Source organism: uncultured Eudoraea sp. (assembly GCF_947258925.1).
Classification (GTDB): domain Bacteria; phylum Bacteroidota; class Bacteroidia; order Flavobacteriales; family Flavobacteriaceae; genus Eudoraea.
Genome location: NZ_CAMYKG010000005.1, coordinates 16596 through 29937, shown reverse-complemented (window position 1 = coordinate 29937; position 13342 = coordinate 16596). Strand labels below are relative to the sequence as shown.

The window sequence follows — 13342 nt, the reverse complement described above, 5'->3', positions numbered from 1 at the left end:
TTAGTTAATAAATGAAGCCTGGAGCATTCGAATCCCAAAAGGTCTGATCCGTTAATAATTTCTGGCTTATATTAAAGTTCCTATCCACAGATGTATTTGGGTAAAGGAAAGTCCTTGGAAATGGACTTGTACCCAATAGCGTAGGGGACAAGTTAATTGGTGTTCCAGATCTTTTTAACAGGTTATACCCTTCTACACCGTTTCCGAACAACGCTATCCAGTATTCTTTACCTACAACAGCCATTCTTTCGTCTGCTGATCCTGCTGCATCGTATAAACCTAAAACAAAAGTAACATAGGCTTCAATATCTGTATCATCCGGTACATTGGTAAAACTATCTGTATTCAAAAATCCGGTAACCGTGGCGATAGATGATCTTACACCTTGTTCCAACATGGCTCTTGGGTCATCACTGGTACCTAAATACAGTGCTGCTTCAGCCCTCATGAAATAAACAAAGGAATCCATCATTATTGGCCAGATACCTGCGCCATCCAGTCCGTCTCCATCATCAATAGCTTCCGCATCGTTGTCATCATACCGGCCTCCTATAGGATAGGGACCAAAAGTTGCTCTTTTTTGGTTATCCGGTGGAATTCCGTCAGCGTTGGAGTGATTTCTACCCCAATAACCATCTCCTCTGTCAAATAAAGAACAGAATGCCAAGGGTACAGGCGAAATAGCATCAATAGGTGGATAAGTTGATGGTCGTGGATCGTTCCAGCAGTCAATTTCATTATTAAGTGTTGCTGGATCGGAAGGGAATTCATCAACCTGTCTGTACACATAAAAGCGTTGTCTTGGATCATCCAATCCTTTTTCCACACCCAGGGCCCACATCATATAGTTGGTAATATACTCACCCGGGCTAGCTGCCTGGTATTCCTCTATATAATATGGATGCTTACTCAATGGAGATTGCGCTGTTCCGTAAGTAAATTTAAAGTCGTCTTCCGGACCAGTGATAATATCTCCTCCATTTATAAGAGCCGCTATATTAGATGCTGCTGCAGCTTGGTTGGTTAACCTAAGATTAAGATAATATTTTAGCTTAAGCGTGTTGGTTAAATTAATCCAGGAATCAATATCACCGTCATAATACAAATCTAAATCAGGTTCAGCAGATGATTCCTTAGCAAAATCGGCAAGAGCTGCATTTAAATCGGCTAAAGCTCCGTCGTAAACCAACTGTCCGCTATCTACTGTTGGAAATGAATTTTCATTCCCAAGTAAAGCTTCAGTGTAAGGCACATCACCAAAGAAGTCTACCAGGGTCATTAAAGTATACGCTCTGATAACTTTAGCAATCCCTGCATGAATATAAAGATCTGATGATTCCGCAATGGGGATCAAAGTTTGAATATCCGGTAATACCTCTGCATATGCGTTGCTCCACATTGAAGTAATATTACCATTGGTGTTATTAAAGTTTACATCATATTCATCGAACATGTATTCCAATCGTACCGCTTCACCACCAGCTTCAGTTGCTTCCGAGAAGAATGCACCAAAATTCAACTGTATGCTGTTTAGAGTAAAGTCTACATCCAAATTGTCCGGACTGGGCGCATTTGGATTCGTCACTAAGTCCAGTTCACCCACTTCACAAGACCATAAAAGTCCGAAAAGTAGCATGAATGAAAATAATTTGTTACTATAATTCTTCATTACAATTTATTTTTTAAAATGTTAATTTCAGGTTTAGACCGTATCTTCTGGAATTCCAGGAAGTCAAATAATCCAATCCATTCGAGTTTCCAACACCCAGACTGTTAAGTTCAGGGTCAAAATTAATACTATCAGGAGTGTTATAAGCATCTACCCATAGGTTTTGACCTACCAGTGTAACAATTAGACTGCCAAATGGAGTCTTATCCAGGAATTTAGTGGGCATAGTGTACGCCAATGATAATTCCCTAAGTCTAATGTGCGAAGCGTCAAAGACAGTTAACTCATCGGTTCCAAAGCCTATGTTATTGAAATATGCTTCAGTAGCCGTTGTCTGAATGTCATTTGGCTGTCCGGTGGATTGTCTGATACCAGGTAAAATAATACTTTGCGTTCTGTCAAAGTCTGTTTCCTGAGATAATCCCCTACCGGTAATAGCACCAATAGTTGTAGATACAATATCACCACCTTGCTGGTATTCCCACTGCATGCTCAAGGTCAAAGATTTAAACCTTAAACTCGTGCCTATTGTCATGAACCAGTCCGGATTAGGATCCGCTATTAGTCTGTTCTCAGGATCCTGAATCCAGTAACCATTTTCATTTATCAAACGATTTCCTGCATCATCTCTAAGTACAGCACTTCCCAGGACAACACCTAATGGTTGCCCATTAATAGCCTGGTTGGAAGGAACATTAAAAATACCACCTACATAGATTTGTTCACCTTCCTCTAAACCTGAAACGGTACTCTCATTAATTGTATAATTACCATTTATATTCCAGGTCCAGTTTTCAGATTGAACGGGGGTCCCGTCAAAAGCAAGTTCAACACCTTTGTTGGTAACATTACCCGCGTTTACCGTTGTAGTGGTAAATCCACTTTCCGGTGGGATGGGTCTGTTAATAATTTGATCTTTCGTTTCCCTGGTGTAATAGGTAAAGTCAAATCCCAGGCGGTTATCAAAAAATCTTGCCTCTATACCAGCTTCTATTTCTTCAGATAGTTCCGGTGTTAAATTCGAGTTTGCTAAAAGGTTATCAACACTTGTTGTTGTAACAGTAGCTCCATTAGCTGACTGGAAGGCCGCAGGGTTTAAGTTCAGGATATTTCTTGTTCTATACAGACCTGGGAAACCAGGAGCAGTACCATAAGATGCTCTTACCTTTAAATAGTTAAGCCCATTTTGTGAGCGTATATCTGCAAAAGTCAAAGTAGGAATCCATGAAGCAGATGCACCCCATGAGAATTGAGCTCTATTGTCTTTTTCTAAACCTGAAAACCAATCTTCCCTTGCATTTGCAGTTAAGAATAACCATCCTTTGTAATCTGCCGTTGCAGTAGCATATACCGCCGGGTTATTACTTTCAGTTTCTCGCTGATAAGCCGTTGTATTTGCAGGAAATGCGGTTCCTTCAATTATTGGACTATGGTTTACATAGTTGGCATGATTTTGAAGACCAAATACTATCTGATCCCTGCTTTCATTACCCTGTCGTTCAAAAACAATTCGTCTTGCCGTTAGACCTAGAGAACCATTTATACCCCAATTTTCGCCAAGGGACTTATTCACCGATGCGAAAAAGGTATGATCCCAAATGGTATTGTTCGCAACTGTGGTTTGTAAATAACCGTTTGGATGCAGACCATCATTAGAACCTTTATTAATAGATCTTTCAGAAGAAGTAATTGCATTATCTAGAGTGGTTCTCCAATTTATATTAATCCAGTCTGCGATATCATATTTGACATTAAATGCCCCAAATGCCCTGTTCGTATTGTTCGTGGATTTGGTATTATTTAGTGTCCAAACCGGATTGGTTCTGTCATTACCCCCTCTATACCAAAGGCTTTCCCCTGTAATTGGATGTTGGGATGGCTCTGTGATATCAACACTCCTGGGCAGGTATAAGATATTCCATATCGAACTAACACCACCTGTACCGGCAGTAGAACTTGTTACGTCACTACCTGTAGAAGCATCAGTAAATGGTGATGAGATATCATTTTGAACATAATTTAATTTACCGGAGACGGTTAATTTATTATCAAACCTATATGTACCACCTACTGAAAAGTTATTTCTGATCAATCGGTTATTGGGAATAAATCCCTGATCCTGCGTATTACCATAGGAAACACTATAATTACCTTTTTCAAAACTTCCTGCTGCCGTAACGGAGATCGTGCTGATGGCACCTGTTCGGAAGAAGGCCTTTTGGGAATCATAAGGTCTGTATACTTGTTCCGGAGAGTCCAAATCTGCGCGATCCGGGAAAAGAACAGAAGGTTCTACCCCGAAATTGTTCAACAACATATTCCTGAATGCATTCGGGATAGTACGCTGGCTTGCAAAGTTTGCACCCCAGTTACTAAAGAAGGCACCATAAACATTTTGGAAACCATTACCCCAGTTATTCTGGTAATCCGGAAGCACAACATCATTAAAGAACATAGAGGTATTTACTGATACCTCAAATTTCTTGTTACTCGTTGCCCCGGATTTCGTTGTAATAAGGATTACCCCATTACGACCAGCACTACCATAAATAGCCGTTGCACTAAGCCCCTTTAAGATGTTTACATTTTCTATATCATTAGGATCCAAATCAGCAAACCTACTGGCTACGTTAGCAGATTGGAAGCTACCGGAAGATGCATCCTGGTTCGCTGTATTTGAACCAGCATCAAAAGGGATACCATCAACAATAAATAAGGGTTGGTTATTCCCTGTAATAGATGAAGCCCCACGGATAACGATGTTTGTACCACTACCTGTAACACCACCAGTACCTGTAATCCTCACACCCGCGGCTTTACCACGAAGGATTTTACCGATATCGGTATCTGCCCTGGATTCCAGTTCTTCAGAATCAACAGTTGTTACGGCATAACCTAATGCCTTTTTTTCCTGTTTGATACCCTGAGCTGTTACTACAACCTCTTCAAGGGCTTGCGCATCTTCCTGCATTTGCACATCATAGTTTAGAGCAGCTCCAATGACGACGCGCACATCTTTTTGACCAATGTAGGTAAAGATTAACGCCTGACCTTCTTGCGCTCTAATCTCGTATAAACCATCGAAATCAGTTTGAGTACCTGTAGTAGTACCTTCAACCAAGATGTTTACACCAGGTAAAGGTAAACCTTCAAAATCAGTGACCTTACCTGAAATCGTCTTGTCTTGCGCAAATGATAAATGCACAACAAACGCCAAAAGTAGCGTCAAGATTCCATTTAAATTTGTTCTCATTTTATAATTATTTGAATTAGCTAACTGCGAAAATCCTAATTTCATGTTAATAATCCAAACATATTTTAATAAAACTTTAAGAATACGGGCAGATAAAAAAAACAATTTGGCGGGCTAATGTTAAAAAAATGACAAATAAAGTGTTAAAAAAATAACATATGAATTAAGATTATCCCAATAAAATGGATAAACATTGTTTTGTTAAGAAAAAAATTAGGGAATCAATAATCGGAACCTTCTTAAAACTCTCACCTAAAATCTATTTGGCAATAGCAGGTCACTATCATATTCTGCATATTCTATGGTGGAATTTTAATTAATAAATATTCAAAATTGAAATGTGTATAATAGGGTATATATAATAAGGTATATGTTTTCCTTTTTCTGCCAAAAAAAGCATCAGAGAATTTGGGTCATAAAAAAATCAAAGAAAATTATCAGAATGGATTTGAATTATAATGAATAATTACTACATTTGCCAGCCCTTAAATGAGGGTAGGATTTATAGATAAAAAATAGTATGCCAACACGAAAAGGAAGGGCCACAATTACCAAGAAGAGTAAATCGGCTGCTTTGGATTCGTGCCCCCAGCGAAGAGGGGTTTGTACGCGGGTTTATACCACTACGCCTAAAAAGCCAAATTCTGCAATGCGAAAAGTTGCAAGGGTAAGGTTAACAAATGGTAAAGAGGTAAACGCATACATCCCGGGCGAGGGTCACAATCTCCAGGAGCACTCGATAGTATTGGTTAGAGGCGGAAGGGTGAAAGATTTGCCGGGAGTTAGATATCACATTGTAAGAGGAGCTTTAGACACAGCAGGTGTTGCAGGAAGAACCCAAAGAAGATCTAAGTACGGTGCAAAACGCCCTAAAAAGTAATCTAAACGATTAAGAAAAAGCGATGAGAAAAAGACAGGCGAAAAAAAGACCACTATTACCGGATCCGAGGTTTAATGACCAACTGGTAACGCGTTTTGTGAATATGTTAATGTGGGATGGTAAAAAATCAGTTGCCTTTAAAGTTTTCTACGATGCTATTGACATTGTAGAAGAAAAGAAAACTGATGAAGAGAAACCAGCGCTGGAATTATGGAAAGAAGCTCTTTCCAATGTAATGCCACACGTTGAGGTTAGAAGCAGAAGGGTAGGAGGTGCTACTTTTCAGATACCTATGCAAATAAGACCGGATAGAAAAATTTCTACTGCCATGAAATGGCTTATAAGCTTTGCAAGAAAGCGAAATGAAAAGTCCATGGCACAGAAATTGGCCGGAGAAATATTAGCTGCGTCAAAAGAAGAAGGTGCAGCGGTTAAAAGGAGGGTGGATACACATAAAATGGCAGAGGCAAACAAGGCATTTTCCCACTTTAGATTTTAAGAAAAAATGGCAAGAGATTTAAAATATACAAGGAACATAGGTATTGCAGCTCATATTGATGCCGGCAAGACCACTACTACGGAACGTATTTTATTTTACACAGGTGTAAGCCATAAAATAGGTGAGGTGCATGATGGTGCTGCCACTATGGACTGGATGGCACAGGAGCAGGAAAGGGGAATAACTATTACCTCGGCTGCGACAACCTGTACCTGGGATTTCCCAACCAAGAATGGACAATTAATACCTGAGTCAAAACCATACCACTTTAACATAATTGATACCCCCGGACACGTAGATTTTACTGTTGAGGTAAATCGTTCCCTAAGGGTATTAGACGGTTTGGTTTTTCTGTTTAGTGCAGTAGACGGTGTTGAACCACAGTCGGAAACCAATTGGAGGTTAGCTGACAATTACAAAGTGCCAAGAATTGGCTTTGTAAATAAAATGGATAGACAGGGATCTAACTTCCTGATGGTTAGTAAGCAGGTAAAGGATATGTTGAAATCTAATGCCGTACCAATTGTATTGCCAATTGGTGAAGAGGCAGATTTTAAAGGTATTGTTGATCTGGTTAAGAATCGTGCCATTGTTTGGCATGAAGAAGACATGGGTTCTTCTTTTGATATCATCGATATCCCGGAAGAAATGAAGGAGGAAGTGCATGAATATCGCGCCGCCTTAATTGAAGCAGTTGCGGAATACGATGAAACTTTAATGGAGAAGTTCTTTGAGGACGAAGACTCAATTACTGAAGACGAAGTACATGCAGCTCTTAGAGCAGCGGTTATGGATATGAGTATTATCCCAATGATTTGCGGTTCTTCATTTAAAAATAAGGGGGTACAATTTCTACTTGACGCAGTATGTAGATATTTGCCTTCGCCAATGGATAAAGAAGGGATAACCGGAATAGATCCTAGAACAGAAAAAGAAGTTTTAAGAAAGCCGGATATCAATGAGCCTTTTTCGGCTCTGGCATTTAAAATTGCCACGGATCCCTTTGTAGGTCGTTTGGCATTCTTCAGAGCATATTCTGGTAAGCTGAACGCAGGATCATATGTACTTAATAACCGCTCAGGTAATAAAGAAAGAATTTCAAGAATTTACCAGATGCATTCCAATAAACAAAATGCCGTAGAATCTATTGCGGCAGGTGATATTGGTGCAGCTGTAGGTTTTAAGGATATTAAGACCGGGGATACACTATCGGATGAAAAACATCCAATTATCCTGGAAAGTATGAATTTCCCGGATCCTGTAATCGGGATAGCGGTTGAGCCTAAGACAAAAGCCGATGTGGATAAATTGGGTATGTCCCTGGCTAAGTTGGCCGAAGAAGATCCCACTTTCGTGGTTAAGACAGATGAAGCATCAGGCCAGACAATTATTTCCGGAATGGGAGAGTTGCATCTTGATATTATTGTGGACCGCCTTAGAAGAGAGTTTAAGGTAGATGTTAACCAGGGGCAACCTCAGGTTGAGTATAAAGAGGCAATAACCAAAAGTGCAGATCACAGGGAAATTTATAAAAAGCAAACCGGTGGTCGTGGAAAATTTGCGGACATTGTCTTTACGATGGAACCAAGAGAGGATGGTGAAGCCGGATTGGAATTTGTGAATATGATCAAAGGGGGTAATATACCCAGGGAATATATTCCATCTGTGGAGAAAGGATTTAAAGAGGCCATGAAGAATGGGCCTTTAGCCGGATTTGAAATGGATAGTATGAAGGTTACACTTAAAGATGGATCTTTCCATCCTGTGGATTCTGATTCCTTATCTTTTGAACTGGCAGCAAAAATAGGATATAAAGAAGCTGCAAGGGCTGCGAGAGCGGTGCTTATGGAACCTATTATGAAGTTGGAAGTATTAACTCCTGAAGAAAATATGGGAGATATTGTTGGAGACCTTAACAGAAGGAGAGGTCACGTAAATAATATGGATGACAGAGCAGGTTCTAAAGTAATTAAGGCTGATGTGCCTCTTTCAGAGATGTTTGGATATGTAACTGCACTTAGGACGTTGTCTTCGGGCAGAGCAACTTCAACTATGGAATTTTCACATTATGCAGAAACTCCTTCAGGATTAGCTGAGGAAGTGGTAAAAGCAGCAACAGGTGTAACGGCCTAAATTTTAGTATTATGAGTCAGAAAATTAGAATAAAACTAAAATCATACGATCATAATCTGGTAGATAAATCTGCGGAGAAAATCGTAAAAACGGTAAAAACGACCGGTGCTGTTGTAACAGGGCCGATTCCTTTACCAACGCATAAAAAGATATTTACGGTTTTGCGTTCGCCTCACGTGAACAAAAAATCAAGGGAACAATTCCAGTTAAGTTCTTATAAAAGACTACTGGATATTTATAGTTCTTCATCAAAAACCATTGATGCCCTTATGAAGTTAGAACTTCCCAGTGGTGTTGAGGTTGAGATAAAAGTGTGATAGTATATTTCGTTTCGGTTGAAACGGATAACATGTCCGGAGCGTTTCGCAAAGGAAAAACGGCAACAAAAATATATTCGGGATCGAATTGTTTTTGATCCTGTTTTTTTTGGAAGAAAAATAAAGTTTAAGAATAATTAATAAATAACAATAATAATATGTCTGGGTTAATTGGAAAAAAAGTAGGCATGACCAGCATTTTTGACGATAATGGGAAGAACATTCCCTGTACTGTCATAGAGGCTGGGCCATGTGTAGTTACCCAAGTCAGAACCGAAGAGGTAGACGGGTACAATGCCCTTCAGCTTGGTTTCGATGACAAGGCAGAAAAACGTGCTAATAAGGCTGAAACAGGCCATTTTAAAAAAGCAGGTTCTTCCTCCAAAAAGAAAGTCGTCGAATTCCGGGATTATGAAGGAGAACACAAATTAGGAGACACCCTGGGTGTTGACGTATTTGTTGAAGGTGAATTTGTTGATGTGTCGGCCATATCCAAAGGAAAAGGTTTTCAGGGTGTGGTTAAGAGACATGGTTTTGCGGGAGTCGGGCAGGCCACTCATGGTCAGCATAACAGGTTGAGAGCTCCCGGTTCAATCGGGGCCGCTTCATATCCTTCACGAGTTTTTAAGGGAATGAAAATGGCAGGAAGAATGGGTGGCAGTAGGGTTACCGTTCAAAACCTCAGAGTTTTAAAAATTGTTCCGGAAAAGAATCTTTTGGTTTTAAAAGGTTGTGTGCCCGGTCATAAAAATGCGTACGTAACGATAGAGAAATAATGAAGGTAGCAGTTTTAGATGTAAAAGGAAAAGAAACTGGCCGGAAGGTGGACCTTTCAGATGCAGTTTATAAAATAGAACCGAACAACCATGCTATTTATTTGGATGTTAAGCAGTACATGGCTCATCAAAGACAGGGTACGCACAAAGCCAAGGAAAGAGCGGAGATTGTTGGAAGTACCAGGAAGATTAAAAAACAAAAGGGAACAGGGACTGCTCGGGCAGGAAGTATTAAATCCCCGATTTTTCGTGGTGGAGGAAGGATTTTTGGGCCAAGGCCTAAGGATTATACCCAAAAATTGAATAAGAATTTAAAGAGGTTAGCGAGAAAATCAGCCTTGAGTCTTAAGAATCAGGATAAGGCTATTATGGTTGTCGAAGACTTTAATTTTGACTCTCCAAAGACCAAAGAATTCGTTCAGGTTTTGAAATCCTTAGGATTGGAAAACAAAAAGTCTTTGTTTGTGTTGGGCGATTCAAATAATAACGTATATTTGTCGTCGCGTAATTTGAAAGGTTATGAAGTTGTAACTAATTCAGAATTAAGCACTTACAAAATTCTTAATGCAAATCAAATTGTTCTTTTAGAAGGTTCCATAGAAGGAATTGAATCGAACTTAATTAAATAGGTAAGACATGAGTGTGTTGATAAAGCCAATTATAACGGAAAAAATGACAGCGGATAGCGAGTTATATAATCGCTATGGTTTTGTTGTTGATCCTAAGGCCAATAAACTACAGATCAAAGATGCCGTTGAAGCAGCTTATGGTGTTTCAGTAAAGAAAGTTCGGACAATGAATTATGGACCTTCACGCAAAACCCGTTTCACAAAAACAGGGGTTCAACATGGGAAGTCAAATGTAAAACCGATCACTCCAGGACAGCGTTTTAAAGTAGTAAACGGGTTTGACGCCATTACTGCTGATAAGCCGGAGAAAAGCTTGCTTGCTCCGTTAAAAAGGTCTGGAGGTAGAAACAGTCAAGGAAAAATGACCATTCGCCATAGAGGTGGAGGGCATAAAAGGAGGTATCGTATTATTGATTTCAAACGGGATAAGAAAGACGTAACTGCTGAAGTAAAGTCTATCCAGTATGATCCTAATAGAACAGCTTTTATTGCTTTAGTGGAATACACTGATGGTGAAAAGAGATATATAATTGCTCAAAACGGTTTACAGGTTGGTCAGAAAATTTCCTCCGGGGAAAAAGCGGCTCCTGAGATCGGGAATGCACTTCCATTGAGTAAAATTCCTTTAGGAACAATTATTTCTTGTATTGAATTACGTCCTGGTCAGGGAGCTACAATGGCGAGAAGTGCTGGAACTTTTGCTCAGCTAATGGCAAGAGAAGGAAAGTATGCCACTATAAAATTACCTTCCGGAGAAACAAGATTAGTCCTTGCTAATTGCTTTGGAACTATTGGTGCGGTGTCTAATTCTGATCACCAGTTAATTGTTTCCGGAAAAGCCGGTAGAAGCAGATGGCTTGGCAGAAGACCAAGAACAAGACCGGTGGCGATGAATCCTGTGGATCACCCAATGGGTGGTGGTGAAGGCAGGGCGTCCGGAGGACATCCAAGATCTAAGAATGGAATTCCTGCTAAAGGATACAGGACCAGATCCAAAACCAAGGATACAAATAGGTATATATTAGAACGTAGAAAGAAATAAAAAAGTAGAAAGAAATGGCACGTTCACTAAAAAAAGGACCTTACGTTCATTATAGCCTGGATAAAAAAGTCCAGCTGAATTTAGAGTCCGGTAAAAAGACAGTTATTAAGACCTGGTCAAGAGCATCAACAATTACTCCCGACTTTGTAGGTCAGACAATAGCGGTTCATAACGGAAGACAATTTGTACCTGTTTATGTTACTGAGAATATGGTAGGACATAAATTAGGCGAATTTTCCCCAACAAGATCTTTCCGAGGTCACGCAGGGGCAAAAAATAAAGGTAAAAAGTAAGTAAGCTATGGGAGTTCGAAAAAAACAAATGGCCGAAAGACTAAAAGCAGAAAAGCAAAAAATAGCTTTTGCAAAGTTAAATAACTGCCCTACTTCACCAAGAAAAATGCGTTTGGTAGCAGATTTGGTAAGGGGAGCGGAAGTTGAAAAGGCACTTGCTATTCTAAGATTCAGTCCTAAAGAAGCCTCCCGCAGGTTAGAAAAGTTATTGTTATCTGCAATAGCTAACTGGCAGGCTAAAAATGAAGAAGCAGATGTTGAAGAAGCTGAATTGTTTATTAAGGAAATTACTGTGGACAGTGGTCGTATGCTGAAAAGATTAAGACCGGCACCGCAAGGGAGAGCTCATAGAATAAGAAAACGTTCCAACCACGTAACCTTGGTTTTGGGATCTAACAATAATACACAAAGCTAGAACTTTTAGTATGGGACAAAAAACAAATCCAATCGGCAATCGTCTAGGTATAATCAGGGGATGGGAATCTAACTGGTATGGTGGAAACGATTATGGTGACAAACTGGCCGAAGATGATAAGATAAGAAAATATGTTCATGCACGTTTGGCAAAGGCTAGTGTGTCCAGAGTAATTATAGAAAGAACCTTAAAGTTAATTACTGTTACTATCACGACGGCAAGACCCGGGATAATTATCGGGAAAGGTGGTCAGGAAGTAGATAAATTAAAAGAGGAGCTCAAGAAAATTACGGATAAGGAAGTTCAGATAAATATTTTCGAAATAAAAAGGCCAGAAGTAGATGCAAATCTTGTAGCTGCCAGTGTGGCCAGACAAATAGAAAATAGAATTTCTTACAGGAGAGCGATTAAAATGGCTATTGCTGCCGCAATGAGAATGAATGCGGAGGGAATCAAAATTCAGATTGCAGGAAGATTGAATGGTGCGGAAATGGCAAGGTCAGAATCTTATAAAGATGGTAGAATTCCTTTATCCACTTTTAGGGCGGATATAGATTATGCCATTCATGAAGCTCATACCACCTACGGTAGATTAGGGATTAAGGTATGGATCATGAAGGGTGAAGTTTATGGTAAAAGAGAACTTTCTCCGTTGGTAGGCATGTCTAAAGGGCAGTCTAAAGGAAAGCAGGATGGTGGTAAGAAGCAACGTCGCAGAAAGTAATAATTAAAGAAGAAGTTAAAGATTATGTTACAGCCAAAAAGAACGAAGTTTCGTAAAGCGCAGAAAGGACGTATGAAGGGCAATTCCGGAAGAGGGCATCAACTTTCCAATGGAATGTTCGGGATTAAATCTTTGGATTCCTGTTTTATTACTTCGCGTCAGATTGAGGCGGCACGTATTGCTGCGACAAGGTATATGAAAAGGCAAGGACAATTGTGGATTAAAATTTTCCCGGATAAACCCATTACTAAAAAGCCTTTAGAGGTACGTATGGGTAAAGGAAAAGGAGCTCCGGAATACTTTGTTGCTGTGGTTAAACCGGGAAGGATTATGTTCGAGGTTTCCGGAGTGCCTATGGACATTGCTAAGGAAGCTTTAAGGCTTGCTGCGCAAAAGTTACCAGTGAAGACAAAATTTATTGTAGCCAGGGATTACGAAGCGGCATAATTTTATAATTAGCATGATGAAACAATCAGAAATAAATGAATTATCGGTAGAAGAATTGAAGGAGAAGATGTCGCATTTTAAGAAGCAGCATGCAGATCTTAAAATCGCCCACTCCGTCACTCCACTGGAAAACCCCCTTCAAATAAGGAAGGCAAGAAGAACGGTAGCACAATTGGCTACTGAATTAACAAAAAGGGATAACCAATAATTGGTTCTGCTTTATGGAAAAAAGAAATTTAAGAAAGGAAAGAATAGGCGTTGTAAC

Annotated in this window: 14 protein-coding genes and 1 pseudogene; 13 read left to right on the top strand and 2 right to left on the bottom strand. The window is 39.7% G+C overall.

The window, feature by feature from the left end; genetic code table 11:
* Positions 1-4: 4 nt before the first annotated feature.
* On the bottom strand, positions 5-1669 hold the full coding sequence (locus tag Q0X77_RS02695; protein ID WP_297792636.1) for a SusD/RagB family nutrient-binding outer membrane lipoprotein: 1665 nt from the start codon (positions 1667-1669) through the stop codon (positions 5-7).
* A 13-nt stretch (positions 1670-1682) separates the two neighbouring features.
* Positions 1683-4922 carry a SusC/RagA family TonB-linked outer membrane protein gene (locus Q0X77_RS02690; protein WP_297792634.1) on the bottom strand — a complete coding sequence of 1080 codons (3240 nt, stop codon included), beginning with the start codon at positions 4920-4922 and terminating at the stop codon, positions 1683-1685.
* A gap of 520 nt (positions 4923-5442) precedes the next feature.
* Between Q0X77_RS02690 and rpsL the strand changes: the two genes are divergently transcribed.
* The 13 genes and pseudogenes from rpsL to rpmC all read left to right on the top strand — a co-directional run bounded on the left by rpsL (position 5443) and on the right by rpmC (position 13285).
* Positions 5443-5802, top strand: a complete 360-nt coding sequence (gene rpsL, locus Q0X77_RS02685; RefSeq protein WP_297792632.1) for a 30S ribosomal protein S12 — start codon at positions 5443-5445, stop codon at positions 5800-5802.
* Positions 5803-5824: 22 nt separating this feature from the next.
* Positions 5825-6301: a 30S ribosomal protein S7 gene (rpsG, locus tag Q0X77_RS02680; protein ID WP_297792630.1), complete on the top strand. Its 477-nt coding sequence runs from the start codon at positions 5825-5827 to the stop codon at positions 6299-6301.
* 6 nt (positions 6302-6307) lie between these two features.
* Positions 6308-8434: an elongation factor G gene (fusA, locus tag Q0X77_RS02675; protein ID WP_297792628.1), complete on the top strand. Its 2127-nt coding sequence runs from the start codon at positions 6308-6310 to the stop codon at positions 8432-8434.
* 11 nt (positions 8435-8445) lie between these two features.
* A complete protein-coding gene (rpsJ, locus tag Q0X77_RS02670) occupies positions 8446-8751 on the top strand; it encodes a 30S ribosomal protein S10 (protein WP_007094989.1) in 306 nt (101 codons plus the stop codon).
* A gap of 158 nt (positions 8752-8909) precedes the next feature.
* Positions 8910-9527 carry a 50S ribosomal protein L3 gene (gene rplC, locus Q0X77_RS02665; RefSeq protein WP_297792609.1) on the top strand — a complete coding sequence of 206 codons (618 nt, stop codon included), beginning with the start codon at positions 8910-8912 and terminating at the stop codon, positions 9525-9527.
* On the top strand, positions 9527-10156 hold the full coding sequence (rplD, locus tag Q0X77_RS02660; RefSeq protein WP_297792607.1) for a 50S ribosomal protein L4: 630 nt from the start codon (positions 9527-9529) through the stop codon (positions 10154-10156). Before rplC ends, rplD begins: the two co-directional genes overlap by 1 nt.
* A 7-nt stretch (positions 10157-10163) precedes the next feature.
* Positions 10164-10364, top strand: a pseudogene (locus Q0X77_RS02655) (50S ribosomal protein L23); the annotation flags it as partial.
* 33 nt (positions 10365-10397) lie between these two features.
* Positions 10398-11198 (top strand): 50S ribosomal protein L2, encoded by an 801-nt coding sequence (rplB, locus tag Q0X77_RS02650; RefSeq protein WP_297792891.1) that lies wholly within the window; start codon positions 10398-10400, stop codon positions 11196-11198.
* Positions 11199-11212: 14 nt separating this feature from the next.
* Complete coding sequence (gene rpsS, locus Q0X77_RS02645) at positions 11213-11491, top strand: 30S ribosomal protein S19 (protein ID WP_297792605.1); 279 nt, start codon at positions 11213-11215, stop codon at positions 11489-11491.
* A 7-nt stretch (positions 11492-11498) separates the two neighbouring features.
* Positions 11499-11906: a 50S ribosomal protein L22 gene (gene rplV, locus Q0X77_RS02640; protein WP_297792603.1), complete on the top strand. Its 408-nt coding sequence runs from the start codon at positions 11499-11501 to the stop codon at positions 11904-11906.
* A gap of 10 nt (positions 11907-11916) precedes the next feature.
* Positions 11917-12630, top strand: a complete 714-nt coding sequence (rpsC, locus tag Q0X77_RS02635; protein WP_297792601.1) for a 30S ribosomal protein S3 — start codon at positions 11917-11919, stop codon at positions 12628-12630.
* A gap of 24 nt (positions 12631-12654) precedes the next feature.
* Entirely contained in the window at positions 12655-13077 is a 423-nt protein-coding gene (gene rplP / locus Q0X77_RS02630; RefSeq protein WP_297792599.1) for a 50S ribosomal protein L16, read from the top strand.
* 16 nt (positions 13078-13093) lie between these two features.
* A complete protein-coding gene (gene rpmC, locus Q0X77_RS02625; protein WP_297792888.1) occupies positions 13094-13285 on the top strand; it encodes a 50S ribosomal protein L29 in 192 nt (63 codons plus the stop codon).
* Positions 13286-13342 lie beyond the last annotated feature (57 nt).